At 61.9% G+C, this 25,205-nt stretch carries 21 protein-coding genes and 1 riboswitch; of the genes, 10 read left to right on the forward strand and 11 right to left on the reverse strand.

Going from position 1 to position 25,205, the window contains the following annotated elements; translation table 11 throughout:
• Positions 1-235: 235 nt before the first annotated feature.
• Positions 236-453, reverse strand: a riboswitch (cobalamin riboswitch).
• Positions 454-605: 152 nt separating this feature from the next.
• Together GGQ66_RS03885 and GGQ66_RS03890 are read right to left on the reverse strand one after the other, a co-directional pair.
• A complete protein-coding gene (locus GGQ66_RS03885; RefSeq protein WP_183789582.1) occupies positions 606-3,281 on the reverse strand; it encodes a bifunctional diguanylate cyclase/phosphodiesterase in 2,676 nt (891 codons plus the stop codon).
• Positions 3,282-3,411: 130 nt separating this feature from the next.
• Positions 3,412-5,274, reverse strand: a complete 1,863-nt coding sequence (locus GGQ66_RS03890) for a DEAD/DEAH box helicase (protein ID WP_183789584.1) — start codon at positions 5,272-5,274, stop codon at positions 3,412-3,414.
• Between the two features lie 254 nt (positions 5,275-5,528).
• Between GGQ66_RS03890 and GGQ66_RS03895 the strand changes: the two genes are divergently transcribed.
• Entirely contained in the window at positions 5,529-8,435 is a 2,907-nt protein-coding gene (locus GGQ66_RS03895; protein ID WP_183789585.1) for an aminotransferase, read from the forward strand.
• Positions 8,436-8,561: 126 nt separating this feature from the next.
• Here GGQ66_RS03895 and GGQ66_RS03900 read toward each other — a convergent pair whose 3' ends face one another.
• A complete protein-coding gene (locus GGQ66_RS03900; protein WP_183789587.1) occupies positions 8,562-9,299 on the reverse strand; it encodes a type 1 glutamine amidotransferase in 738 nt (245 codons plus the stop codon).
• 155 nt (positions 9,300-9,454) lie between these two features.
• Between GGQ66_RS03900 and GGQ66_RS03905 the strand changes: the two genes are divergently transcribed.
• A complete protein-coding gene (locus tag GGQ66_RS03905; RefSeq protein WP_183789589.1) occupies positions 9,455-10,090 on the forward strand; it encodes a Urease operon accessory protein in 636 nt (211 codons plus the stop codon).
• 2 nt (positions 10,091-10,092) lie between these two features.
• Here the strand turns inward: GGQ66_RS03905 and GGQ66_RS03910 are convergent, their stop codons facing one another.
• Genes GGQ66_RS03910 through GGQ66_RS03920 form a run of 3 tightly spaced genes read right to left on the reverse strand, consistent with a single transcriptional unit; the run spans position 10,093 to position 11,746 of the window.
• Positions 10,093-10,497, reverse strand: a complete 405-nt coding sequence (locus GGQ66_RS03910; protein WP_183789591.1) for a DUF2177 family protein — start codon at positions 10,495-10,497, stop codon at positions 10,093-10,095.
• 11 nt (positions 10,498-10,508) lie between these two features.
• Positions 10,509-11,174 carry a ChrR family anti-sigma-E factor gene (locus GGQ66_RS03915; protein WP_183789593.1) on the reverse strand — a complete coding sequence of 222 codons (666 nt, stop codon included), beginning with the start codon at positions 11,172-11,174 and terminating at the stop codon, positions 10,509-10,511.
• Positions 11,171-11,746 (reverse strand): sigma-70 family RNA polymerase sigma factor, encoded by a 576-nt coding sequence (locus GGQ66_RS03920; protein WP_237358773.1) that lies wholly within the window; start codon positions 11,744-11,746, stop codon positions 11,171-11,173. Before GGQ66_RS03920 ends, GGQ66_RS03915 begins: the two co-directional genes overlap by 4 nt.
• A 225-nt stretch (positions 11,747-11,971) precedes the next feature.
• Here GGQ66_RS03920 and GGQ66_RS03925 point away from each other — a divergent pair, with 225 nt between their 5' ends.
• The 3 genes from GGQ66_RS03925 to GGQ66_RS03935 are packed head-to-tail and all read left to right on the forward strand — an operon-like array spanning position 11,972 to position 15,341.
• Positions 11,972-13,330, forward strand: a complete 1,359-nt coding sequence (locus GGQ66_RS03925) for an NAD(P)/FAD-dependent oxidoreductase (RefSeq protein ID WP_183789597.1) — start codon at positions 11,972-11,974, stop codon at positions 13,328-13,330.
• Entirely contained in the window at positions 13,327-14,115 is a 789-nt protein-coding gene (locus tag GGQ66_RS03930) for a DUF1365 domain-containing protein (protein WP_183789599.1), read from the forward strand. The genes GGQ66_RS03925 and GGQ66_RS03930 overlap by 4 nt, the downstream gene beginning before the upstream one ends.
• A gap of 11 nt (positions 14,116-14,126) precedes the next feature.
• Positions 14,127-15,341, forward strand: coding sequence for a class I SAM-dependent methyltransferase (locus GGQ66_RS03935; protein ID WP_370686279.1), 1,215 nt, complete (start codon positions 14,127-14,129; stop codon positions 15,339-15,341).
• Here the strand turns inward: GGQ66_RS03935 and GGQ66_RS03940 are convergent, their stop codons facing one another.
• The 5 genes from GGQ66_RS03940 to GGQ66_RS03960 form a co-directional block, all read right to left on the reverse strand.
• The gene (locus tag GGQ66_RS03940; RefSeq protein WP_183789601.1) at positions 15,342-16,112 is read right to left on the reverse strand and encodes an SDR family NAD(P)-dependent oxidoreductase; all 771 of its coding nucleotides are present in this window, start codon (positions 16,110-16,112) and stop codon (positions 15,342-15,344) included.
• A 64-nt stretch (positions 16,113-16,176) separates the two neighbouring features.
• A complete protein-coding gene (gene feoB, locus GGQ66_RS03945; protein ID WP_183789603.1) occupies positions 16,177-18,066 on the reverse strand; it encodes a ferrous iron transport protein B in 1,890 nt (629 codons plus the stop codon).
• Positions 18,067-18,071: 5 nt separating this feature from the next.
• Positions 18,072-18,356: a FeoA family protein gene (locus tag GGQ66_RS03950; protein ID WP_183789605.1), complete on the reverse strand. Its 285-nt coding sequence runs from the start codon at positions 18,354-18,356 to the stop codon at positions 18,072-18,074.
• Positions 18,357-18,486: 130 nt separating this feature from the next.
• Positions 18,487-18,918, reverse strand: a complete 432-nt coding sequence (locus GGQ66_RS03955; RefSeq protein WP_183789607.1) for an RbsD/FucU family protein — start codon at positions 18,916-18,918, stop codon at positions 18,487-18,489.
• Positions 18,902-20,149 carry an ROK family transcriptional regulator gene (locus tag GGQ66_RS03960; RefSeq protein WP_183789609.1) on the reverse strand — a complete coding sequence of 416 codons (1,248 nt, stop codon included), beginning with the start codon at positions 20,147-20,149 and terminating at the stop codon, positions 18,902-18,904. The genes GGQ66_RS03955 and GGQ66_RS03960 overlap by 17 nt, the downstream gene beginning before the upstream one ends.
• 248 nt (positions 20,150-20,397) lie before the next feature.
• On the opposite strand from GGQ66_RS03960, the gene GGQ66_RS03965 reads away from it, so the two are divergent.
• The 5 genes from GGQ66_RS03965 (at position 20,398) to GGQ66_RS03985 (ending at position 25,048) form a co-directional block, all read left to right on the forward strand.
• Complete coding sequence (locus GGQ66_RS03965; protein ID WP_183789611.1) at positions 20,398-21,420, forward strand: sugar ABC transporter substrate-binding protein; 1,023 nt, start codon at positions 20,398-20,400, stop codon at positions 21,418-21,420.
• A 158-nt stretch (positions 21,421-21,578) separates the two neighbouring features.
• Positions 21,579-22,658 (forward strand): ABC transporter permease, encoded by a 1,080-nt coding sequence (locus GGQ66_RS03970; protein WP_183789613.1) that lies wholly within the window; start codon positions 21,579-21,581, stop codon positions 22,656-22,658.
• The gene (locus GGQ66_RS03975; RefSeq protein WP_183789615.1) at positions 22,658-23,440 is read left to right on the forward strand and encodes an ATP-binding cassette domain-containing protein; all 783 of its coding nucleotides are present in this window, start codon (positions 22,658-22,660) and stop codon (positions 23,438-23,440) included. The genes GGQ66_RS03970 and GGQ66_RS03975 overlap by 1 nt, the downstream gene beginning before the upstream one ends.
• On the forward strand, positions 23,437-24,069 hold the full coding sequence (locus GGQ66_RS03980; RefSeq protein ID WP_370686280.1) for a nucleoside/nucleotide kinase family protein: 633 nt from the start codon (positions 23,437-23,439) through the stop codon (positions 24,067-24,069). The genes GGQ66_RS03975 and GGQ66_RS03980 overlap by 4 nt, the downstream gene beginning before the upstream one ends.
• Before the next feature lie 106 nt (positions 24,070-24,175).
• On the forward strand, positions 24,176-25,048 hold the full coding sequence (locus GGQ66_RS03985; RefSeq protein ID WP_183789617.1) for a hypothetical protein: 873 nt from the start codon (positions 24,176-24,178) through the stop codon (positions 25,046-25,048).
• Positions 25,049-25,205: the final 157 nt, after the last annotated feature.

A 25,205-nucleotide genomic window follows, 5' to 3' on the forward strand; every position in this document is an offset into this window, starting at 1 on the left:
ATCCTCGTGAAGACAGGGCGTGAAAGATCGTTCCGGCATGTCGCCATGCCGGGCATAAGACGAAGAAAAAAGGCAGGCCGAACAGGCCCGGCGGATCAGGGAACGGAAGAACGCGGATAAACAGAAACAGGCATGGCCTTCACCCCGAAGCTTTGAAAAGACGGAGCTTCGCAGGCAACGGCGCGCGCGGCATGATGCCGAACGATAACCGCGACCTGCCGGACACCCCGCCGGCGGACGTTCACATGCTGAGGCAGGTCTCCTGGCTCACGGCTCAGCGCACCCGCCCCACCTTCCCGGACCAGCATGGTCCAGTGGCATATTGGAACGGGCGCTCGCCGCTTACAGTTGCGGGGGCAGCTCTGGATTCAGGGCCTCGAAAGGCCCCTCACCAAATTCCCGTCTTAGCCCACAATCTTGCGAATCGCGGGAACCTCAGACACAAGATATAGTAGTCATCGTGAATTTTTCGTCAACACGTATCATCATCCATCCACTGTTCATTCGGCATTAACCACGTCTGCGGCGGAAAATGCCCGTGAAGAGGCAACGGAAAATCCGTTGAGAACAGCAGATAAGAGAGAGATGAAGGTGGGCGCGGCGGATCAGACTGCGAAGCTGGCGCGCGAGGGAAAGTCCTGGCGATGGAGCGCGAACGCATAGAGATCGTCTGCCGACATGGGCTTGGCAAGGGCATAGCCCTGCAACGTATCGCAGCCGAGATCGCCGAGGATCTTCGCCTGCTGCATGGTCTCGACACCTTCGGCAACCGTACCGATGCCGAGTGCCCGCCCCATTTCGATCATCGAAGCCACAAGCCGTCGGCGAGCACCTGAGGCGTCTACCGAGGCGACCAGCTTCCGGTCAATCTTCAAGCGGTCGGGCGCCAGATCGAGCAGATTGACGATCGAGGCGTGGCCCGTGCCAAAATCATCAATCTCTATGCCGACATGGGCACGCTTCAGGCGTGCGATAGCCTCTTTCACCTCATCACCGACATCGTCGAAGGAAATCGATTCGAGAAGCTCGAAGGACAGCGATCCCGGTTCGAAACGCAGCGATTCGAGATGGGAGAACAGGTCCTTGTCCTGCAGGCGCGACAGCGAGATGTTGACGGAAAGCTTTGGAATATCGAGCCCCAGCCGGCGCCACTCGCCGAGTTGGGCCAGTCCCTTTTCCAGCATGATCTCGTCGATCTTGCCGACCCGGTCCAGATCACTGGCAATCGACAGGAACTCACCCGGCGGCAGAAGGCCGCGGGTGGGGTGATTCCAGCGCGCCAGCGCCTCGACGCCAACGATCCTGAATGAATGGGCATCGAATTGCGGCTGGTAGAATGGCAGGAATTCATCGCGCTCCAGACCGGAGACGAGTTCATCGGACATCATCCGAACATGCACTGCCGCAAGCCTCAGCTTGTCGGTGAACTGCTCCATCCGGTTCTTGCCGAGCTTCTTTGCTTCGTAAAGGGCGATATCGGCATTCACGAGCAGATCCTGGATCGTGTCATCCGCGGCGGACTGGATAGCAAGGCCGACACTGCAACTGACACGACATTGGATGTCCTCGATCACGAAAGGTCGCGCCATGCGGTCGATAATGTCCGCGGCAAGCGCACGCGCTCTCAACGCCGGATCGGTACCACGAACGACGACGACGAATTCGTCGCCGCCGACGCGGGCTGCAAACTCATCGGGCGCCAAGGCTGCCAGCAGCCGCTCACCGACATTGACCAGCAGGCGGTCGCCGGCTGCATGGCCGAGCGTGTCGTTGATTTCCTTGAAACGGTCGAGATCGACATGGAGAACCGCGACCTTGCCGACCGCCCCATAGCCCTCGCAGGACAACAGATGCAGGTCGAGATAGCGGCGGTTGGGCAGGCCGGTCAACGCATCATGGAGCGAAAGGTGTTCAAGATTCTGCCGCGCCTGACGCAATTCGCTGTTCTGCGTTTCGGCATGCTGCTTGGCATCCCGCAGGGCCTGGTTCAAAAGAACATCTTCCGTCACATCCCAGTTCACACCCACGACCCGCGGCCCGCTACTGGTGTGATATATGTTGCCGATGGCGCGGATATGGCGAACCTCTCCGTCCGGCCGAACGATGCGGAACTGTGTGTTCAGCACCTCACCTGTGTCGATGGTCCGGCGAAGTAACCGCTCCGCATCACCCACATCATCAGGGTGAACCGCACGGCTCCAATCCGCATAAGAAAACTGGCTTTTCTCCGGTGGCGCCGAAAAGATGTCGCGCAGGCGCATGTCCCACTCAAGGCTGCCGGCAACCGTATCCAGTTCCCAGACGCCGATGGAAGAGGCGGAGAGCGCCATCTCCAGACGCCCGGAAAGGCGCGCCATTTCGGCCTCACGCTGTTGCAGGGCCAGCGTCTTGCGCTGGCGCTGGCGGGAAAGAATGCCCGCCCACAACAGCGGCAGCAGAATGCAGATGGCGATGCCGCCGTTTTCCAGCCGCGAACGTGTCAATTCAGGGGAAGTCACCAGCCATCCGCCTCGCGGCACGGCCAGAAGCGTCCAGTGAACATAACCGAGATCGATGGCGACGCTGACGGGCGACCGACCGCCGACATCCCCGGACGAGAAAAAGCGCTGACCGGCGGTGCCTTCCTCTGTCTTCACCAGTGCAAAGTCGAGGGTTTCGCCAAGTGCCGTCAGGCCAGTGGTCTCGTAAAGCCTTTCGACATCGAGCACGGAGGATACGATCCCCCATTCCGCTCCTGTATCCTGACGAATGACCGGATAGCGGATGACGAGCCCCTTGCCGCCCTGCACGAGATCGATGGGACCGGTGACAACCGTTTGCCGCTCCTGCATCACCTTGATGACAGCAGCCCTCTGGTCGGGCCGGGTCCGGTAATCCAGACCGATCGCCTTGCGATTCGGCTCCATCGGATAGACCAGCCTTATGACGAGATCGGGAGCAGCCGCGACACTTCGGAGGTTGGTGCGAGTGTCGAACAGGCCGCTGGCAAAGGCGGAATACTGATCCTGCGTCATATCGGGGTTGAGACTGAGCGCGGACACAAGGCCACGGCTGAGCTTGATATCACCGCCGACGGAGGTCGCTATACGCGCACCAACGGCGGCCAACTGTTCCTCGACCGCCGACCGTTGATCAAGATTGAACTGAGCGACCTGTTCGCGGTCGACACGCCACATGGCTACAATGACGACAAAGCACGCAATGACCGCAGGCAGGAAACCGGCCAGCGTCATCAGACGCTGCCGGCTCGAAAAAAAGTCATCCGGTCTTTGCACACCCATCTTGCGCAGGTCTCCACGAATGCAGCAGTCTAACGGATAAACCGTTAAATCTTAGCTGCACCTCATGAAGAAAAAACACAACGTATCGTCGTGTCACTTGCAGATGCGCAAGATAAACGACAAGTCGCCCTCAGTAGCCCTTGCGCTGACCGGAAGGCTTGCCATCCTTTGACTTGGGCTTGCCCTTGAACGGCGGCTTGCCGTCCCGCGGCGGATAATCCTTGCCGGACTTGCCTTCACCCTTGCGGTGCGGCTTGGCCTTCGGCTTGTCATCACGGAAGGGCGCGCGGGGACGCTCGTCACCATCCGTGCGGGCCGACGGGCGGGTATTGGCGGCGCGGCTCAGATCCGGCACGCCGTCCAGCCGCTTCACGCGCATGCCGCGCTCCAGCGTCTTGTCCTTGCCGATGGCCTGCATGAAACCGTCCGCGTGATCAGCGGCGATTTCCACGAAGGTTTCGTCCTGCTGCATCTTGATCGCGCCGATCTCGCTCTTGCTGAGCCCGCCATTACGGCACAGCATGGGGATCAGCCAGCGCGGCTCGGCATTCTGCTTGCGGCCAACCGAAAGCGAGAACCAAACGGCCGGGCCGAATTCACCGCGCGGCGTGCGCGGCGTCACCGGAAACTCCTGACGCGGCTGGCCGTCGCGCGACTTGCGTCCGCCGTCGGCGTGGATCGCCACTTCGGCAATGTCTTCCGGCGCGGTATGCTTGGCGCGGTAAAGGCTGACGAAAGCCGCCGCGAGCTTGTCGACACCGTGAGCGGCGATCAGCCGTTCGGCCAGTGCACGCTCGTCATCGCTCGGCTTGGCCGAAAAGACCGGATCGGCCAGCAGGCGCTCATCATCCCGGCTCGTTACTTCCTCGGCAGATGGCGGGCGTGCCCAGGTGGCGGTCACGGCAGCGCCGGCCAGCAGGCGCTCGGCCTTGCGGCGCTGGTTGACGGGTACGATCAGCGCGCTGATGCCCTTGCGACCGGCGCGGCCGGTACGGCCCGAACGGTGCAGCAGCGTCTCGGAATTGGTCGGCAGATCGGCATGGATGACGAGTTCGAGACCCGGCAGGTCGATACCGCGGGCCGCGACGTCGGTCGCCACGCAAACGCGGGCACGCCCGTCGCGCATCGCCTGCAGCGCATGCGTCCGTTCATTCTGCGTCAGTTCGCCGGAAAGGGCGACGACAGAGAAATTCCGGTTGATGAGCCGCGCCGTCAGATGATTGACGGCGGCGCGCGTCGAGCAAAACACGATGGCGTTCTGCGCTTCGTAGTAGCGCAGAACGTTGACGATGGCGTTCTCGCGATCGGACGGGGTAACGGCCAGCGCACGATATTCGATATCGCCATGCTGCTTTTCCTCGGTCGTGGCGGCCACACGCACGGCATTGCGCTGATAGCTCTGGGCGAGCTTGGCAATGGGAGCGGAGACCGTGGCCGAGAACATCAGCGTGCGGCGGTCTGCCGGTGCGCCTTCCAGAATGAATTCGAGGTCTTCGCGGAAGCCGAGATCAAGCATTTCGTCGGCTTCATCCAGCACGACCGCACGCAGCGCGGAAATATCGAGCGCATTGCGGCGAATGTGGTCGCAGATACGGCCCGGCGTACCGACGACGATATGGGCGCCGCGCTCCAGCGCCCGGCGCTCGTTGCGGATATCCATGCCGCCAACGCAGCTCGCGATGACCGCGCCGGTCAGTTCATAAAGCCATTCCAGCTCGCGCATGACCTGCATGGCCAGTTCGCGGGTGGGCGCGATGACCATGGCAAGCGGCGCTTCGGCGCGGCCGAACGTGTCGCGACCCGCCAGAAGCGTCGGCGCCATGGCAATGCCGAAGGCAACGGTCTTGCCCGAGCCGGTCCGCGCGGAAACCAGCGCATCGGCCCCCTCGAGCGCCGGATCGAGCATGGATTGCTGAACCGGGGTGAGGGTTTCGTAGCCACGCTTCGCCAACGCCTTGGCAATCGCCGGAACGGCGACATTCTGATCGGTCATAGTCTGGTCTTTCGGATTTTCAGGCGCCGGAGCGCGAATGGAGCGGCCCGAGCATGTATCCGGGGCCGTATCGTTGCGCTGTCCCTAATGATCTGCACCGAAAAAGTCAAAGCAATTGCGGTGAAACATGCTCAGGGGCCCCTGTGCGGGGCCATTACCGCTGTGCTAACGAATAGACAATCTGGGCAGCGCCCCTTGCCTGACGACATGCGGTGCGGCGAACCGCCGGTTTCGCCCGCCTTCGAGGACGACCGATGACGACCGTTTTTCTGACGCGCAGTTCCCTGCCCCGCCCGGCGCTGATCGAAGCCGACGCCGCCGCCATCCTGCGGGACCATTACGGCCTTACGGGCACGCTTGATGAGTTGGGCAGCCAGCAGGACCGTAATTTCCGCCTGACAACGGCGGAAGGCCGCTTCGTCCTCAAGGTCTCGCAGGCGGACTACGCCATGAGCGAGCTGGAGGCGCAGCACGCCGCCTTCGCCCATCTTGCCGCGCGGCTGGACGGCGTGCGCCTGCCCCGCGTCATCCTGACGAAGAGTGGCGAAGGCATCGGCACGGCGGAAATCGGCGGCGAATTGCTACGGTTCCGGCTTCTGACCTATCTCGAAGGCGAGCCCCTGACGCGCCGCCAGCACCTCTCGGTCAAAACCATCGCGGCCTTTGGCGAACTCGCGGGCAGGCTGGCGCTGGCGCTCTCGGACTTCACCCATCCCGGCATCGAGCGGGAACTGCAATGGGACATGCGCCATGCCGAAGCCGTCATCCGTGCGCTTTTGCCATCATTGCCCGATGCGGATCACCGCGCGCATCTTGAAACGCTGACGAACGAAGCCGCTGCAGCACTTCAGCCGCATCTGCCGCTGCTGCGCCAGCAGGCGGTGCATAACGACCTGACCGACGACAACACCGTAACACTCGGCGCGTTGCCGGATGGCGTCATCGATTTCGGCGACCTGAGCCGGGGTTACGCCATAGCCGAACTCGTCGTCACCTGCGCCGCCCTCCTCCACCACGGCGATGGCGATCCCTTCACGATCCTGCCCGCCATCGAAGCCTTCCATGCGTTCCGTCCACTGGATGAAGCGGAAATCGCTGCGCTCTGGCCGCTCATCGTGCTGCGTGCCCTGGTTCTCGTCACAAGCGCCGAGCATCAGGCCGGGTTCGATACGGAAAACGCCTATATCGCCGCCAATGCCGAGCATGAACGACGCATTCTGGAGGTCGCGACCACCGTGCCGCTGGCCCTGATGGAAATCGCAATCCGACAGACGCTCAAACGTTTCACGCCGCCCTCCCCGATCAGCGGTGGAAAGCTTCTGCCGACACTCGAGCCTGCCACGGTATCGCTCATCGAACTCGATGTTGAGAGCGCCGCCCTCGACGATGTGAACTGGCTGGAAACACCGGTGGAGTTTCCGCTTCTGGCCAAGGCGGCAGCAGAAACCGGCTTTGCTGCCACCCGTTACGGTGAATACCGCCTGACCCGAACCCGCCTGCTATCCACGGCGCCCGGCGAGACTTTCGCGCTCGGCGTCGAGCTTCTCCTGCCGCCCGGCACGAAAATCGCCGCGCCCTTCGCCGGAACCGTGCGCCTTACCGGCAACGCGTTGATCCTTGACGGAACGGAGGCCTCGCTTATCCTGCGCGGTGCAGCCTCGGAGTTGCGTAACGGGGCCACTATTTACGCTGGTGCAGCGCTCGGCGAAGCCGGACAGAACGGACGCCTGTGGGTGCAGCTTTGCCGTCTGCCGGGCATCGTGCCGCCAGCCTTCGCGACGCCGGTGCAGGCTGGCGCCTGGGCCACTCTCTGCCCGTCGCCGAAGACGCTCATCGGCTTCGATTGCGATGCGCCTCTGCCGGAGAATGCCCGCCTAATGGAAATCCGCAAGCGCCACTTCGCGCAGGCGCAGAAAAATTATTATGCCCGCCCGCCGCAGATCGAGCGCGGACACCGGGAGCATATGTTCGATGTCGAAGGCCGCGCCTATCTCGACATGGTGAACAACGTGACGATCCTCGGCCACGGTCATCCACGTCTGGCCGACGCCGTGCGCCGGCAATGGACCCGCCTCAACACCAACTCGCGCTTCCATTACGAAGCGGTTGCCGAATTCTCGCAGCGGCTTGCCGACCTCGCCCCGGAAGGGCTGGACACCGTCTTCCTCGTCAACAGCGGCTCGGAAGCCAACGATCTCGCCATCCGGCTTGCCTGGGCGGCAGCGGGCGCGCGCAACATGCTGTGCCTGCTGGAGGGCTATCACGGCTGGACGGTCGGCGCCGATGCCGTTTCAACCTCCATCGCCGACAATCCCGCCGCGCTGACGACCCGGCCGCAATGGGTGCATCCGGTCGTCTCGCCCAACACCTATCGCGGCCCCTATCGTGGGCCCGAGAGCACCGGCCCCTATGTGGCTCTGGTGAAAGACGTCATCGAACGGCTTGATGCGAAAGGCGAGCGCCTCGGCGGCTTCATCTGTGAGCCCGTCTATGGCAATGCCGGCGGCATTCCGCTCCCGCCGGGTTACCTCAAGGAAATCTATGCCATGGTGCGCGCGCGCGGCGGCGTGTGCATCGCCGACGAGGTGCAGGTGGGCTATGGCCGTCTCGGCCATTACTTCTGGGGCGTGGAGCAGCAGGGTGTGATCCCCGACATCATCAGCATCGCCAAGGGCATGGGCAACGGCCACCCGCTCGGCGCGGTCATCACCACAAGGGCGATCGCCGATGCGCTGGAAAACGAGGGCTATTTCTTCTCCTCCGCCGGTGGCAGCCCGGTCAGCGCCGTCGTCGGCATGACCGTTCTCGATATTCTGGAAGACGAAGGCCTGCACCGGAACACCCGCGAGACCGGAGACTACCTGAAAGCCCGGCTGGAAGCGCTCGGCCAGCGCTTTCCGCTGGTGGGTGCCGTGCACGGCATGGGTCTTTATCTCGGCGTCGAATTCGTCCGTGACCGCGAAACGCTGGAACCGGCAACGGAAGAAACCGCCGCCATATGCGACCGGTTGCTTGAACTCGGTGTGATCATGCAGCCGACAGGCGATTATCTCAACGTGCTGAAGATCAAGCCGCCCCTTTGCCTTTCCCGCGAAAGTGCCGATTTCTTCGTCGATATGCTGGCACATACCCTCATGGAGTACGGGACGCCGCGCCGGTAAGCGGCACCGGATAGACCCCGAGCAGTTCCAGCCGAAGCGTGCTTGCTTCGGCGTCGAACAACGCAACAAAAACAAACGATAGAGCATTTCTAGTGATCCTGTAACCACCGGAAATACTCTGGAAAATCAGGCAGTGGAGCGCCCTGCCCCGACGCCGATTAGCGCTGAAAGATTTTCGTGCACCGCCCGCGCACCGGCACTGATAACCGGCAGTTTCGCCATCATCTCGGCCTTCAGGCTTTCTGCGCCTTCAAGCCCCAGCGTCGCCTCAAGGCTGGCCTTGTATTCTGCAACAGCCTCCCAGTCGGCAACCGTGCCGGCGGTGATCTCGATGTGATACTGCAGGCCATATGCATGTTTTCCATAGCGCATGGCCTGCACCGCACAGGCGGCATTGGACGCCAGAACCACGGCACCGGCCGGCAGGGTGGAAATGCCCGCCCCGTGCCATTGCAGCGTCAGCATGCGGTCGCCGATACCGGCAAACAACGGATCGCTCCGGCCCTCCGGCGTGAAGCCGACCTCCGTCAGGCCAACCTCTGCCGCATCCATCAGCGTCACCTTGCCGCCCAGTGCCTCGGCGAGAAGCTGGTGGCCAAGGCACATGCCGAGATAAGGCCTCTCAAGCTCCAGCACCCAGCGCCGGATCGCCGCCTTTTCCGCGACGAGCCAGGGGAAGGCATCCTCCTGCCAGACATCCTGCGGCCCACCCATAACGGCCAGAAAATCGTAAGTCTCAAGCGGCGGAATCACATCGCCCTTGTCCAGCTCGACCACATCCCATTCGTGACCGTCTTCTTTCCAGAAGTCACGGAAGATGCCGGGATGTTCGACGCCGAGATGCTGAAAGACCAGAATGCGCATGACCGAACCTTTCCTTTTGTGAAACAATTTTGCACGAAAGGAACGCAATGGGAAGAGCACTCGTGCAGCAGCCGGGATTGCACTATCATGAATCGGTCGGTGATCCGCGAAGGGCTCGACATCGTAAAGAGCGGCAGGACAAGACGGAGGCCGCCATGGGCAGGAATATCGTGATCGTCGGCAACGGCAGCGCCCCACCTTGTGCGGCGGCAATGATCGATGCCAGCGATCTTGTCATCCGCTTCAACGATTGCCGCTCGTTTCACAATACGGGAACGCGCACCGACATTGTCGCCGTGTGCAATACCGGGCGTCCCGCGCGCGCCATGACATCCTCGCCGCTATGGCAAAACCATCCGGCGGTTTCATCGGCAAGTACCATCTGGTGCGTGCGCAACGGCCAGAAGTTTCGCGAACTGCGCGATGATTTGCGGGAAAGCCACCCTGAACTCGATGATTTTTGCGATGATATGACCCCCGATTTTGCCGCCTTCGCGGCCGCCAACGGCAAGGCGCTGACGGTCATTCCACGCGATGTTCACGACCGGCTGGACCGCGATCTGGCCCGGGTCGGAACGCAACGTTATGTCGTGCCGAGTTCGGGCCTTCTGGCTATCGGTTATGTGCTGGACGAAATCGCCGGTCCCGACGACACGATCCATGTGACGGGATTCGACCATCAGGGCTGGGACGGACATCCGTTCGATGCCGAGCGGCGACTGGTGAACATGCTCGTCGCGTCAGGACGTCTCAATCGCCTGCCTGTCCATGCCGGCCGGCGCTGCGCCTGAGTTCATATCTTGAAGTGCGAAACCGCCCAGAAGCCAGCTCCTGCCGCGACTGCGGTGAGAACGGCGCCCCATGCCATATCGACCAGCGACATCGTTAGCGACCACACCTTCAGTGTGGCGAGATTGGTCATGTCATAGGTCCCGTAAGCGATCAAACCCAGCAGCGCGCCGCCGAAGAGCGCTGTCGTCAGGCTGCCTTTCTGCACCCCGGGTAAAACGGCGAAATAGACGATGCCGACGACGTAGAAGAGATAGAACAGACCGGCCGCCGCCATGTTGGGCCTGTCCCGCAGGATCTCGCCGATCTCGGAGCGATAGAAGCCGATGGCCACGCGGCTCAGCCACACATAATCAAGGCCGAAAAACACGGCGGCCGTCGACAGATAGGCGATGAGATAGGTCCGCAAGACACGTCTCCTCAAATGCCCAGAATGGGCTGCACCAGCCGCAAAAGCCGGCTCTTGAACCTGAGCGGCGCATCCGTGACCGCCAGGCAGATGCAATCCTCACCAGCCCCGGCAATCGGCTGATGCTCGACGGTTTCGTCGGCCTCTTCCAGATCGCCGCGGGCAAAGCGTTCACTGCCATCGGTAAAACAGCCGGCCAGAACCAGCGTCAGTTCGCGGCCCCCATGGCTGTGCTCCGGCACCGGACTGCCGGCGGGAATACGCAGGAGCCGCACACTCGTCTCGCTGTCGCCGGTCTTGATCATGATGTGCGAAGCACCGCGACCGAGCGCCTTCCACTTCAAACCGTCCACATCGGAACCGAGATAGGAGCGTAGCGGTTCGGGAATGACAGCGGTGTGAACAGGCGCAGAGACAGCAGGCTGGACGGGAAAGGCGTGAACCTCCGCGCCGACAAGCCGACGGCGCATCGCGTCCCAGGACTGGTCGATGCCCGCAACATCCGGAGCGGTCTCTTCCATGAGTTCACCGGCGGCGGTCTCGAAGCGAGCCAGCCGGACCCGGCATTCGGGACACAGTGCCAGATGGGTGGCAATCGCAAGGCTCCAGCCTTCCGCCAGTTCACCGGTCGCATAGGCGGCCAGCAGGCCGTCGCTGACATGATGCTTCACGCTCATAGCCGGTCCTCCAGGCTCTTGCGAAGCTTGGCGACGGCCATGCGGATGCGGGATTTGACGGTGCCGAGCGGCAGGCCATATTCCTCCGCCAGCGCGCTGTGCGGCACCTCGCCGAAGAAGGAGCGCTTGAGCAGTTCCTTCTGTTCATCCGGCAAGGCGTTCATGGCGGTGTAGAGCCGGTCGGCCTCCTGCCGGCTTTGCAGTTCGGCATCGGCGGCCACGACTTCGTCCGGCACGAAAGCCGGGTCGTTCGGATCGAATTCCGGGCGGTTCTGCTTGCGGAAGGAGGAGATACACAGATTGCGGGCGATGGTGAAAATCCACGCCGACACATTGCCGCGTTCAGGATCGAACAGTGCCGCCTTGTTCCACACGGCCATCATCGTTTCCTGCATCAGTTCCTCGGCGATCTGGGTGCTTCTCACCTGTCGCGTCATGTAAGTCTTCACCTTTGGTCCGTAATGTCTGAACAGCGCCTCGAATGCCGCGACGTCGCGCGCCTGCGCAACGGCCAGCAGCAACCGGGTCATGTCCTCCGGGCTTTCATTCATCACTTTCGCACGCGCCTTCATCGCCGCGGTCCTTTCGGTCTTCCGCAGGAAATCTGCGGCAAGAACGGACTGCGCGACCCCATTGTGACATTCACCGAGCGGCTGCGAAACGTTTATTGTCATGCAGACCTCTACGTCGCGTTTTGAAGACCGGATCATCCGCACATAAAAAATTCATGGGCGCCAATCCGAACCGCGGCATCCGTCGTAATCCTGTCCATCGGGTATCAAATTGAAAGCGCGGCCATGGGCGATCACAGGGAAACAGTGTCAAACCGGACGGCGAGGCGGGTGGCTGTCATCGGCGCCGGCATTTCGGGTCTCTCCGCCGCCTGGCTCCTGTCCCGGTCCATGGATGTGACGCTCTATGAAAGCGAAAGCCGCCCCGGCGGCCATTCGAACACGGTGAATGTTGCAGGCCGCAAGGATCCAGTTCCCGTCGACACCGGCTTCATCGTCTACAACGACCGCAATTACCCGAACCTCGTCGCGTTGTTCGATCACCTTGAGGTGCCGACGCAAGCCTCCGACATGTCGTTTGCCGCTTCGCTGAACGACGGTGGCTTCGAATATTCCGGCTCCGGCATTTCAGGCCTGCTCGGTCAGCGCAGCAATGCGGTAAAGCCGCGCTTCTGGTCGATGCTGAATGACATCATGCGGTTCTATCGGGAAGCCCCGGACGCGTTGAAAAAACCCGGTACGGATGCGCTTACGCTTGGCGAATTTCTGGCGCGCGAGAATTATGGTCGCGCCTTCATCGAGGATCACCTTCTGCCGATGGGAGCCGCCATCTGGTCCACGACGGCCAGCGACATGCGCGCCTATCCGCTTGAAGCCTTCGTGCGCTTCTTCGTCAACCACGGCCTGCTGACACTGAAGGACCGCCCGCAATGGCGCACCGTCAGCGGCGGCAGCCGCGAATATGTCGGGCGCCTGCTGGCCGATTTCAGGGGCACGCTGAAGCTTGGGGCAACAGTTGTCGATATTCGCCGTGACGATCTCGGCGCCACGCTGACGCTGGCCGATGGCCGCACGGACCGTTTCGATCACGTGGTGATCGCAACCCATGCCGACTATGCGTTGGCCATGCTGTCGGATGCCGACGCGCGCGAGCGCGACATGCTCGGCGCCTTTTCCTACACGCCGAACCTTGCCGTGCTGCACTCTGACCGCAGCCTGATGCCGAAGCGCAAGGCCGTCTGGTCAAGCTGGAACTATATTGCCGGCAAAAGCGAGGGCGGCGATGCGCCGCTCTGCGTCACTTACTGGATGAACCGGTTGCAAGGCCTCGATCCGGCGCTTCCGCTCTTCGTCACGCTCAACCCGTCACGTCCCATCGATGAAACGAAGGTGCGCGGCACGTTCCAATACAAGCACCCGCTTTTCGATCAAAAAGCCATCGCGGCGCAAAAGGCCATCTGGCAATTGCAGGGGCGCCGCCATACTTGGTTCTGTGGCGCCTATTTCGGCAGCGGTTTCCATGAGGACGGCCTGCAATCGGGTCTGGCCGTCGCGGAACAGCTTGGCGGCGTGCGGCGTCCGTGGTCGGTGGAAAACCAGTCCGGCCGCATCTTCATCGATGAACAGAAAATGGCAGCGGAATGAGCACACAATCCGCCCTTTATTTCGGAGATGTCGTGCACCATCGGCACAAGCCGAAGGTGCATGCACTGCGATATCGCGTCTTCTCGATGCTGCTCGATCTCGACGAGCTTGAAACGCTCAACGGCACGCTGAAACTCTTTGGCCATAACCGTCGCGCCGTGTTCAGCATGCACGACGCCGACCACGGCATCGGCGAACAGGATGGACTGAAGGCCTGGGCGGAAGGCCATCTGCTCAAGGCGGATCTGTGGAGCGCGGGCATGAGAATTTCCATGCTCTGTTATCCCCGCATCTTCGGCTACGTCTTCAACCCGCTGACCGTCTATTTCTGCCGGTCGGCAGAGGGTGAACTGCGCGCCATTCTTTATGAGGTCTGCAACACATTTCACGAGCGCCACACCTACGTCATTCCCGCCCGTGCAGACGAAGCCCGCGCGGTGCGGCATGAATGCGCCAAGGAAATGTATGTTTCGCCCTTCGTTGGCATGGATTGCCGCTATCGCTTCCGCATAACGCCGCCCGGCGAAACGGTTCTGATCGCCATCAACGAGGTCGACGCCGAGGGTCCGCTGCTGTTTGCATCCTTCTCCGGCAAGCGCCAGCCGCTGACCGACCGCACGCTCCTTGAAGCGCTCGTGGCCTATCCGCTGATGACGGTGAAGGTGATGGGCGCGATCCATTGGGAAGCGTTGAAACTCTGGTGGAAAGGCGTGCCCGTTCACCGCCACCGCAAGGCGGAGCATCCCGTCGCCAGCACCATTGTCTCGCCCGAAAAGGCCCTGTGAGGAGAAAGATCGTGAGTCATACGGATCATTCCACCCCCTTCGCCCTCTCCCGCTCCCAGCCGCTCTGGCAGCGAATGATTGCCGGCTGGGCGAACCGCCTGCACCACGGCCGACTGACGCTGGTATTCCCGGATGGCCGCGAATTTCACGCCAACGGCGAAGCACAAGGGCCGAGCGCGACACTGCGGCTGAACAGCGCCGATCCCGTATGGAAACTCGTAAGCAAGGGCAGCCTCGGTTTTGCCGAAGCCTATATGGACGGCCACTGGGAAAGCCCGGACATGACCGCGCTGCTCGAACTCGCCATCCTCAACGAAGACCGGTTGGGCGATGTTGTCGCGCCGTCTGCAGTGCTGGGCTGGGCCGCACGTCTGCGCCACCGCCTGCGGCGGAACACCCGCGCCGGCAGCCGCCGCAACATCGCCTTCCACTATGATCTCGGCAACGCCTTCTACAGGCTGTGGCTGGACGAGACGATGACCTATTCCTCCGCGCTGTACGAGCGCCCCGGCCAATCGCTGAAAGAGGCGCAGGAGGCGAAATACGACCGCATCCTGAACGAGCTTGCCATCGGCCCGGACGACCATGTTCTGGAAATCGGCTGCGGCTGGGGCGGCTTTGCCGAACGTGCGATCACGAAAACCGGTTGCCGCGTGACCGGCCTGACGCTTTCGAAGGAACAGGCCGATTTCGCCCGCAAGCGCCTGACCGATGCGGGGCTCGCAGAAAGGGCGGATATCCGCATCGAGGATTACCGCGACGTGAAGGGACGTTTCACCAGGATCGTTTCCATAGAGATGTTCGAGGCCGTCGGTGAGGAAAACTGGCCAACCTATTTCAACCGCGTCCGCGATCTTTTGACCGAAGGCGGCAAGGCGGTGGTACAGGTGATCACCATCGACGAAACGCGCTTCGAAACCTACCGGCGCAGCGCGGATTTCATCCAGACCTACATTTTCCCCGGCGGCATGCTGCCCTCCGTCACCGCGTTTGAGGCCAGCGCGACAAAAGCCAAGCTGGCCGTATCCGACTGTTTCCGCTTCGGGCGCGATTACGAGCGCACGCTGCTGGCCTGGGACCGTGCCTTCATCGCCCATTGGCCGCGCATCGCCCCCATGGGTTTCGATGAACGTTTCTTCCGCATGTGGCGTTACTACCTGCACTATTGCGCCGCCGGCTTCCGCACCGGCAGGCTCGATGTCGTACAGTTCACGCTGGCGCGGTAATCAGCCCCGCCTGAGCATTTTCGACGTCAGCGTGAAATAAAGCGGATAGGGCAAGAGGCTGAGAAACTTGAGCGAAAGCGCCATGCGGCGGGGAAAGGCAATCTCGAAGCGCCCGGCTTTGAGGCCCTTGACGATGCGCTCCGCCGCATCCTCGGCGGAAATCATGAAGGGCATCGGGAAATCATTGGCGTCGGTCAGAGCCGTCTTGACGAAGCCGGGATTGATGACGCTCAGCCGGACGCCCTTCAACCGCAGTTCCGGCACCATCGCTTCGGCCATGGTGATGAGCGCCGACTTCGTGGCACCGTAGACACCGCCACCCGGAAGACCGCCGTATCCGGAAACGGACCCGACCAGCCCGATCTGCCCCTGCCCGCGCGCGACCATGCGCGGAATGACCGCTTCAAGGCAGTTGCCGGTGCCCATGAGGTTGAGTTCCACCATCCTGCGCATGGCGTCTACATCAAAGCGGCTTGGCGTATCGCGCACATAGGTTCCGGCAGCGAAGACGGCAAGCGACACCGGCCCGAGACCTCTTTCGATGGCCGATAGTGTCGCCTGCACTCCGTCGCGGTCGCACACATCGAGCGGAAAGGGTTGGATTGTCCCGCCACTTTCGCGTGACAGCGCTCCAAGTTCGCCCGCGCGCCGAGCGCTTGCCGCGACCTTCCAGCCGTCCCTCGCCAGCCGAAGCGCCAGCGCCCGGCCAATGCCCGAGCTTGCCCCCGTGATCCACGCAACCTTGTCCTGACGGCTATCTTCGCAAACCATGTCGGCACCTCCCGGCTCACATTATCATTGTGATTGATACGCAAGCCGCAGGCGGGTGGATCGCTCACCCGAAGGAGGGCAGGAAGACGAGCGCCAGATGGTAGGTGATGAAGGAGGCTACATAGGCGAGCGCCAGCATGTAGCCGAAGGTGATCCACGCCCACTTGGCGGCCCCGGTTTCGCGGCGGATGACGGCAAGTGTCGACATGCATTGCGGCGCGAAAATGTACCAGACGAGGAAGGAGAGCGCGGTCGGCAGGCTCCAGTTGGCCGCGAGAGCCTGCGCCACCTGCTGCGTCGATTCGCCCGCACCTTCGATGGCATAGACGGTTCCAAGGGCCGCCACAGCCACCTCGCGCGCCGCCATGCCGGGAACGAGCGCAACGCTGATCTGCCAGTTGAAACCGATCGGTGCCAGCACAGGCTCGATGAAACGGCCGATCGTGGCCGCAAAGCTGTAATAGATGGCGGGCTCCGAAGCCCCTTCCGGCGCTGCGGGGAAGGAAGCCAGCACCCAGATCAGAACCGACATGGTGAAGATCGTCGTGCCGGCGCGCCGCAGAAACATCTTTGCCCGCATCATGAGATCGAACAGCACACTGCGCGCGCGCGGCAGCTTGTAATCCGGCAGTTCCAGCATGAAGGGCGGCGTCGGTTCATTCGGCCAGAAGACATATTTGGCGACGAAGGATGCGCCAAGCGCACTGACGATGCCCGCCGCATAGAGCCAGAACATCACCAGCCCCTGCAGATTGAAGAGGCCGAGAACCTGCCGCTCTGGAATGAACGCCGCAATGATGAGCGTATAGACCGGGATGCGCGCCGAACAGGTCATCAGCGGGGCCACGAGAATGGTCGTCAGCCGGTCGCGTCGGTTATCGATTACCCGCGTCGCCATGATGCCGGGGATGGCGCAGGCAAAGCTCGAGAGCAGTGGAATGAAGGCCCGTCCGTGCAGCCCGGCCTCGCCCATGATGCGGTCCATCAGGAAGGCCGCCCGCGCCATGTAGCCCAGATCTTCCAGAAGCAGGATGAACAGGAAAAGCACGAGGATCTGCGGCAGGAAGACGACGACACTGCCGACGCCGGCAATCGCACCGTCAACGATGAAGCTTTGCAGCAGGCCGGGCCCCAGCAGATCGCTGATACCTGCGCCCAGCAGGCCAAAGCCGGTTTCGATCAGGTCCATGAAAGGTTGCGCCCAGGAAAACACCGCCTGAAACATGAGGAAAAGCAGGGCAAGCAGGATCAACAGGCCCGCAACGGGATGCAGCAAAACGCTGTCGATGCGGGTCGTCAATGTATCGGGCTTCGGCGGATGACGCACCGAGCGTGCAATGAGTGCATCCGCCTCCCGCTGGGCGGCGCGCAGATCGGCAACGCCCGGAACGGTCCAGCGGTTTTCGGTCGCGGCCGGCGCTTGCCCCTCCGCCACTTGGTCAAGCGCTGCCCACAGCCGGTCCATGCCGCCGCGACGCACCGCACTGGCGGACACCACGGGCATGCCGAGATCGGCGGCAAGCCGGCCGAAATCAATTTCGATGCCGCGATAGCGCGCGATGTCGATCATGTTCAGGACCAGCATCATCGGCTGGCCGGTACGTTTGATTTCCATGACGAGACGGATCGCCGACCGCAGGTTCGTGGCGTCGGCAACCGCCAGAAGCAGGTCCGGTCGTGCCTCCTCTGCCTGCTGCCCCAGGATCACGTCGCGGGTGATTTCCTCATCCGGGCTGCGGGCGCGCAGCGAATAGGTGCCGGGCAGATCGATGACGGTAAAGCGGTGGCCGCCGGGCGTCACCGCCGTGCCGGTCTTGTGCTCGACCGTGACGCCGGCATAGTTGCCGACCCTTTGGCGACTGCCTGTCAGGGCGTTGAAAAGCGCCGTCTTGCCGCAATTGGGGACGCCGACAAGAGCGAGACGGCCGAAGGGCTGCCGGAACATGGTGTTCATGAATTCTAGCGCCTTGCGATAATCGCCATGGCTTCGCGCCGCCGCAAGGCGACGGTCGCGCCATTGACGCGAACGGCGATGGGATCACGCCCGAAAAAGCCTTCATGAAGAATGGCGATCTCTACACCTTCGAGAAAGCCAAGCTCGATCAACCGACGTTCGATTTCCTCCGGCTGAAGGCTGAGCGCATGCCCCTCGGCATCGATACGATGCACAATGCCGCGAAAACCTCGCGCCGCCATTCCAAGCGGAAACGCATCTGTTTCTGTCTCGGTGGTCTGAGCGCTCATCGGGGTTCTGCTAAAGCGAGGCGGTTATACGGCAGAAATACTGCCTTCTCCAGCCCCATACAACAGAAAGACGACCGCGGAAATCATGATTTAGTCTAGCAAGACTGCGACATTTGCTCGCTTTCAAAGCTCAGGGGCGGATGACGCCCTTGCGCAGGATGACATTGCCATAAAGCCGCGGTTCCGATGTCTGGACGATGGTATGCGCCGCACGAACGCGATCGTAAAACACCGGCCCCGCCAGCGGGATGACGGCTCGGTCCGGTTCATGTCGCGCGCAGCACGCGACGATCTCGTCGTGGACGGGGTCGAGCCTGCCAGAGGGATCACCTCCGACGGATGCCCTGAAGATTGCTTCGGGCACGAAATCATCAATGGGCAGAATGCTGAGAATGGCGTTGAGCACCGGAATAAGCGGCAGCCCGTCAAGCCGCACGAGGCGGCGCCCATGTTCGAGACCGGGATAATTGCCATCGACCAGCGCGATTTCATCGCCATGACCCATGGCCCTGAGCGTCGCCAGAAGATCAGGTGACAGGATCGGATCAAGCCCCTTCAGCATGGGCGACCTCCTTGAAGAGAACGTTGTGGTCTGTGAGGTAACGGGCGAAGATGGGCAGGCTGGCGCCGCCGACGGCACGCGCCTGCGGCCCGATCATGCCTTCGATGATCTCGGGAATGACGATACCCTGCAGGTCAAGTTTCCGAACCTCTTCCAGCGTCGCCGTCACGAGCCGCTCGCGCACCCATTCGGGGAAGCCGCCATCGATGATCGCAGCCGAAAAATCGATGATGGCGCAGGCGGCGACAATGGCCTGAGCCAGCGCTGCGGCGCTGTCACGGATCCAGATTTCCAGCGGCTCGCCAAAATCCACCCATTCCTCCGCAGCGTGCCAGAGCGGTTGGGAATCGATGCCCCTTTCCCGCAACAGGCGCTCCAGCACGAAGATCGAGGCAATCTTTACGAGCTGTTTCGTTTCGCCGTCACGATCCCGAACGGGCAACGGAGCGATTGCGCCCGCCGTGCCCGTTCGGCCAACGAAAATCGACGAATTCACGACGATACCGCCGCCAATGAAGGAGCCGAGATAAAAATAGACGAAATCGGGAAAGCGTGCGCCCTCGCCGAACACGAGTTCGGCCCCGCAGGCACTCGTCGCATCGTTCTGGAGATAAACGGCGTAAGGAAAGCGGGCAGCCACGACGGCCTGCAAATCGAAGCCGCGCCAGGCTTCCATCGCCCCTTCCGGCGCGCCAACCTCGCTTGCCCAGTTCCACAATTCGAAGGGCGCGGCAATGCCGATGCCGGCAATGGCGGCGCGCTGCGCAGCACTCAGTCCGCCTTCGAGCGCAGTCACGGCCTGTGTTAGAAAATCAAGAATTTCACCGGGAACCGGATAGGCATAGGTGCGATGCTGCTGAAAGCGGATATGGCCGGTAAAATCCATCAGCACGAGATCGGCGCTGCGGCGACCGATCTTCAGGCCGAAGGAATAGACCGCATCGGGATTGAGATACATGGGAACGGATGGCTGGCCGACCCGGCCGCGCAGCGGTTCACCGCGCATGAGAAGGCCGTCCTTCTCCAGTGCACGCATGATGACCGACACGGTTTGCGCGGAAAGCCCGGTCAGACGGGCGATCTCGGCCTTGGAAAGCCCGGCCTGCCGCCGGACAATGGACAGCACGAGGCGCTCATTATAGGCGCGCACCCGCACCTGATTGGCGCCGCCGGGCGAGGCGGAAAAAGACACAGGTTCGCTGACGCCCTGAACGAGATCGGGCAAGGTCATTGGTCGCTCCTCCTTCGACCGGCCAAATATGGTCTTGTTGCAATACCATGTTGGAAGCCGGGTTCAAGCATGCCATCACGAATTAATAAGTCAATTCGATTTATTTATTGACAGACGAATTCACTGGTGCTGTAATTTCCGTCGTGGAGGAAGGCGGGCCAGAGGGTTCGCCCCGGCCAAACCTGGAGGGGTTGAGGCCGCTACCGTGATCCGGAAGACCGGGTTGCGTGATCTTTCGGGAGGAAATCATGAACAAGACTGTATTCGCAGCCGTGTCGACGCTCGCCCTCGGTGTGGCCTTCGCGGCGCCTGCCTCGGCCGCCGATGTCTCGGCCTGCCTCATCACCAAGACCGATACCAACCCCTTCTTCGTCAAGATGAAGGAAGGCGCGACCACGGCCGCCAAGGAACTGGGCCTCAAACTGAAGTCCTATGCCGGCAAGGTCGACGGCGACAACGAAAGTCAGGTTGCAGCGGTCGAAACCTGCATTGCAGACGGCGCCAAGGGCATTCTGATTACACCTTCCGACACCAAGGGCATCGTGCCCGCAGTCAAGAAGGCCCGCGACGCCGGCCTGTTGGTGATCGCGCTCGACACGCCGCTCGAACCCATCAGCGCTGCTGACATGACCTTCGCCACCGACAATCTTCTGGCCGGCAAGCTGATTGGCCAGTGGGCCGCCGCAACGCTCGGTGACAAGGCCAAGGACGCCAAGATCGCTTTCCTCGACCTCGCTCCCTCCCAGCCATCGGTCGACGTTCTGCGCGATCAGGGTTTCATGATGGGCTTCGGCATCGACACCAAGGATGCCAACAAGATCGGCGATGAAAGCGATCCGCGCATCGTCGGCCACGACGTGACGAGCGGCAATGAAGAAGGCGGCCGTTCGGCCATGGAAAACCTTCTCCAGAAGGACCCGACCATCAATGTCGTCTACACCATCAACGAACCGGCTGCCGCCGGCGCCTATGAAGCCCTGAAGGCCGTGGGCCGCGAAAAGGACGTGCTGGTCGTGTCCGTCGATGGCGGTTGCCCTGGCGTCAAGAACGTGGTTGGCGGCGTCATCGGTGCCACCTCGCAGCAGTATCCGCTGCTGATGGCCTCCAAGGGTATCGAAGCCATCAAGAAATATGCGGAAACGGGCGCCAAGCCCGAGGCAACGGCCGGCAAGAACTTCTTCGACACCGGCGTCACCCTCGTCACCGACAAGCCTGCCAAGGGCGTCGAGTCCATCGACACCAAGGCCGGCCTGAAGAAGTGCTGGGGTTGATCCAAGCCAACGGGAGGCCTTCGGACGCTTAAGCGTGCCCCCTCCTCCTGCGTCCGATCGCAGCCTGCGACGGCGGCCGGTTTTAACGACATGCCCAATGCCAAACCGGCCGCCTGTCGGCCCCATTCAAGCAAACATCGTTTCGGGAGGATTGGACAATGCAGTCCACCAACGCGGCTTCACAGCCCAGCCAGGAATTCGAGAAGGTGCTGGTCGACAGTTCGACACAAGTGGCATCCTTCGAGCATGAACGCTCACTGACCGAGCGGTTCCAGCATTTTCTGCACTCGAGTCCGGCCGCCGTTCCGCTCATCGTGCTGGTTCTGTCGCTGATCGCCTTCGGTGCCATCCTCGGCGGCAAGTTCTTTTCCGCCTTTACCCTGACGCTTATTCTCCAGCAGGTCGCCATTGTCGGCATTGTCGGCGCGGCACAGACGCTTGTCATCCTGACCGCCGGCATAGATCTCTCCGTCGGCGCAATCATGGTTCTCTCCTCCGTGGTCATGGGCCAGTTCACGTTCCGATACGGCCTGCCGGCGGAACTTTCCGTGCTCTGCGGCTTTGCCGTCGGCGCAGCCTGCGGCTTCATCAACGGCGCCCTTATTGCCTATATGCGCCTGCCGCCCTTCATCGTCACACTCGGCATGTGGCAGATCGTTCTCGCCGCCAACTTCCTCTACTCGGCCAACGAAACGATCCGCGCCCAGGACATCGAGGCGACCGCCCCCATCCTGCAATTCTTTGGCAACAGTCTTCGCCTCGGCGGTGCAGTGCTGACCTACGGCGTGATCGCCATGGTGCTTCTGGTTGCCGCCATCTGGTTCCTGCTGAACCGCACCGCCTGGGGTCGCCATCTCTACGCGACCGGTGACGATCCGGATGCGGCCGAACTTGCCGGCGTGAATGTCAAGCGCATGCTGCTCTCCGTCTACACCGTCTCCGGCCTCATCTGCGCGCTGGCGGGCTGGGCCCTTATCGGCCGCATCGGCTCCGTCTCTCCGACCGCCGGCCAGTTCGCCAACATCGAATCCATCACCGCCGTGGTGATCGGCGGCCTCTCCCTCTTCGGCGGTCGCGGCTCCATTCTCGGCATGCTGTTCGGTGCGCTCATCGTCGGCGTGTTCTCGCTCGGCCTGCGCCTCATCGGCACAGACCCGCAATGGACCTATCTCCTCATCGGTGTCCTCATCATCGGCGCCGTGGCAATCGACCAGTGGATCAGAAAGGTAGCAGGCTGATGGAAAAGACCCCCATTCTCACCGCCCGTGGCCTCGTCAAGCGCTATGGCCGCGTCACCGCCCTCGACCACGCCGATTTTGACCTTTATCCCGGCGAAATCCTCGCCGTGATCGGTGACAACGGCGCCGGCAAGTCCTCGCTGATCAAGGCTATTTCCGGCGCCATCCTGCCGGATGCCGGTGAAATCCGTCTTGATGGCAAACCCGTCAGCTTCCGCAGCCCGATGGAAGCCCGCGACGCCGGCATAGAGACGGTTTACCAGAACCTTGCCCTTTCCCCGGCGCTCTCGATTGCCGATAACATGTTTCTTGGTCGCGAGATCCGCCGCCCCGGCCCGCTTGGTTCGGTGTTCCGCATGCTCGACCGTCCCGCGATGGAAAAGATCGCCCGCGAGAAGCTCTCCGAACTCGGCCTTATGACCATCCAGAACATCAACCAGGCTGTGGAGACACTTTCCGGTGGCCAACGTCAGGGCGTGGCGGTGGCGCGCGCGGCAGCCTTCGGCTCCAAGGTCGTCATCATGGATGAACCAACGGCGGCACTTGGCGTCAAGGAATCTCGTCGCGTGCTGGAACTGATCCTCGAAGTCCGCTCTCGCGGCCTTCCCATCGTGTTGATTTCGCACAACATGCCGCATGTGTTCGAAGTGGCCGACCGCATCCACATCCACCGCCTCGGCAAGCGCTTGTGCATTATCAATCCGAAGGAGTACAGCATGTCCGATGCGGTCGCCTTCATGACGGGCGCCCGCCCTGCCCCGGAGGAAGCGCTTGCGGCATGATGAACGACTCTCCTGAATTCGAGCGGCTGCTGGCAGCCATCGAAGACGGCTTCGCGCGAAACCCGCGCCTGATCGTGGCGATTGCCGGCCCGCCCGGGGCCGGTAAGTCAACTGTCGCCGACCGGCTGGAACAGGCCCTGACGGCACGCGGCCTTCCCGCCAGCATCCTGCCGATGGACGGCTTCCACATGGATAACGGCCTTCTGGAAGAACGCGGTCTCCTCAAGCGCAAGGGGGCACCGGAAACCTTCGATGTTCGCGGCCTGATCGATCTCATCCGCGCCATCCGGACCGGCGTCGAAGTACTGGCTCCCGTTTTCGATCGCGACCGGGAACTGGCGATTGCCGCCGCTCGCGCGATCCCCGCAGGCCCCCTCATCGTTATCGCGGAGGGCAACTACCTTCTGCTCGACGAAGCCCCCTGGAACGGTCTTGCAGATGCCTTCGACCTGACCGTTCTGCTGGCGCCCCCTGAAGAAGAACTGCGTCGCCGGCTGGACGCCCGCTGGCGCCACTACAGGCTCAGCGAGGCCGCCATCCTCGAGAAGCTGGACGGAAACGACCTGCCGAACGGCCGCCGGGTTCTGAGCAACAGCCGATCCGCTGACTTCCGTTTCTCGGACGCCTGAACCAGCGCTCGAGCGAAAGGCGAATTGGTGAGATCACAGCTGCGTGATATGAAGCAACCTCCTCACCCGGAGGATACCACCATGCTTCATTCGCACGGATCTCATCATGACGCCGATTGCATGCCGACTGCCGATGTCTCTTGCCCTCTGCCTTTGCCTTGCTCCGGCCGTTCGGGCCGCGGAACAATGCTTCCAGCACAAGAATGACACGACCAACGCATTGATGATCCTCGATCTGCCCGATGGCGACGGCGACGTGCTCGGCGTTGAAACCGGCGAAATCAACGACGTTAAGGAAGGTTATGCGACAAGCTGGGACAGCACGATCACCGGAAAGCGCAAGGGCAACCAGCTCGACGTGAAGGTCGAGATCTCCATCGAAGGTGACAAGCAGGTCGAAAAGCAGGCCTGGCATATTGAAGACGGCGCGGTCATCACCGACAGGAACCGCTACGAGCCGACGGATTGTCAAGCGGCAGAAAGCGGCAGCTTCGACAACGTGCCCGAACATGCCAGTGAAGACATCAGCCGCGGCCATTGCGAGGCAGCAGAAGACGTGATCTTCACCTGCGAACTCGATAATAACGCCGTTGTCTCCATCTGCGCCGCGCCCGACCGCTCCACCCTCGCCTATCGCTACGGCCCACCGATGATGGAGCCGGAATTGACATATCCGAAAGATCCGGTCGGAAGCACCAAGCACTTCATGATCCACACCATCGGCTACGCCGGCGGCTACAACACCGGCCTCGGCTTCAAGACCGGCGCCTACACCTATGTTGTTAATGAGCGGATGATCAGCCGAGGTCCAAGTGTCGCCGAAAAAGACATGGACGGCGGCGTCACGCTTTACGAAGGCAAGAAGATCAAGTTCGAAGCCCATTGCCTCGGCCTAGATGAAACCAGCAAGGGACTAAACGACCTCATGGATACCATCAAGCAGGTCCCGTTCTTCAACGAAGACGGGCTGGTGGAATAACAACACCGCCACGTCAGTCCCGCCTTCCGTCTAAAGGCATATACAGCATTGCTTGATGCACGGCACCCGCTGTTAGGGCGCCGTCATTCCAACCGAGTTGATATGACTATGTGTTAAACGGAACAAGCCCCGCGGCGCAGGCAACGGGGCTTGTTTG

The sequence above is a fragment of the Allorhizobium borbori genome (assembly GCF_014196535.1).
Classification (GTDB): domain Bacteria; phylum Pseudomonadota; class Alphaproteobacteria; order Rhizobiales; family Rhizobiaceae; genus Ectorhizobium; species Ectorhizobium borbori.

Excerpts from the sequence above, each read along its gene's own strand:
- GGQ66_RS03975 (WP_183789615.1), top strand. The coding sequence starts at position 22,658 with ATGGAAAAGACCCCCATTCTCACCGCCCGTGGCCTCGTCAAGCGCTAT.
- GGQ66_RS03980 (WP_370686280.1), top strand. The coding sequence starts at position 23,437 with ATGATGAACGACTCTCCTGAATTCGAGCGGCTGCTGGCAGCCATCGAA.
- GGQ66_RS03890 (WP_183789584.1), bottom strand. The coding sequence starts at position 5,274 with ATGACCGATCAGAATGTCGCCGTTCCGGCGATTGCCAAGGCGTTGGCG.
- GGQ66_RS03970 (WP_183789613.1), top strand. The coding sequence starts at position 21,579 with ATGCAGTCCACCAACGCGGCTTCACAGCCCAGCCAGGAATTCGAGAAG.
- GGQ66_RS03985 (WP_183789617.1), top strand. The coding sequence starts at position 24,176 with ATGACGCCGATTGCATGCCGACTGCCGATGTCTCTTGCCCTCTGCCTT.
- GGQ66_RS03905 (WP_183789589.1), top strand. The coding sequence starts at position 9,455 with ATGGGCAGGAATATCGTGATCGTCGGCAACGGCAGCGCCCCACCTTGT.
- GGQ66_RS03950 (WP_183789605.1), bottom strand. The coding sequence starts at position 18,356 with ATGAGCGCTCAGACCACCGAGACAGAAACAGATGCGTTTCCGCTTGGA.
- GGQ66_RS03900 (WP_183789587.1), bottom strand. The coding sequence starts at position 9,299 with ATGCGCATTCTGGTCTTTCAGCATCTCGGCGTCGAACATCCCGGCATC.
- GGQ66_RS03930 (WP_183789599.1), top strand. The coding sequence starts at position 13,327 with ATGAGCACACAATCCGCCCTTTATTTCGGAGATGTCGTGCACCATCGG.
- GGQ66_RS03925 (WP_183789597.1), top strand. The coding sequence starts at position 11,972 with ATGGGCGATCACAGGGAAACAGTGTCAAACCGGACGGCGAGGCGGGTG.
- GGQ66_RS03920 (WP_237358773.1), bottom strand. The coding sequence starts at position 11,746 with ATGAAGGCGCGTGCGAAAGTGATGAATGAAAGCCCGGAGGACATGACC.
- GGQ66_RS03915 (WP_183789593.1), bottom strand. The coding sequence starts at position 11,174 with ATGAGCGTGAAGCATCATGTCAGCGACGGCCTGCTGGCCGCCTATGCG.
- GGQ66_RS03895 (WP_183789585.1), top strand. The coding sequence starts at position 5,529 with ATGACGACCGTTTTTCTGACGCGCAGTTCCCTGCCCCGCCCGGCGCTG.
- GGQ66_RS03940 (WP_183789601.1), bottom strand. The coding sequence starts at position 16,112 with ATGGTTTGCGAAGATAGCCGTCAGGACAAGGTTGCGTGGATCACGGGG.
- GGQ66_RS03960 (WP_183789609.1), bottom strand. The coding sequence starts at position 20,149 with ATGACCTTGCCCGATCTCGTTCAGGGCGTCAGCGAACCTGTGTCTTTT.
- GGQ66_RS03965 (WP_183789611.1), top strand. The coding sequence starts at position 20,398 with ATGAACAAGACTGTATTCGCAGCCGTGTCGACGCTCGCCCTCGGTGTG.
- GGQ66_RS03885 (WP_183789582.1), bottom strand. The coding sequence starts at position 3,281 with ATGGGTGTGCAAAGACCGGATGACTTTTTTTCGAGCCGGCAGCGTCTG.
- GGQ66_RS03955 (WP_183789607.1), bottom strand. The coding sequence starts at position 18,918 with ATGCTGAAGGGGCTTGATCCGATCCTGTCACCTGATCTTCTGGCGACG.
- feoB (WP_183789603.1), bottom strand. The coding sequence starts at position 18,066 with ATGAACACCATGTTCCGGCAGCCCTTCGGCCGTCTCGCTCTTGTCGGC.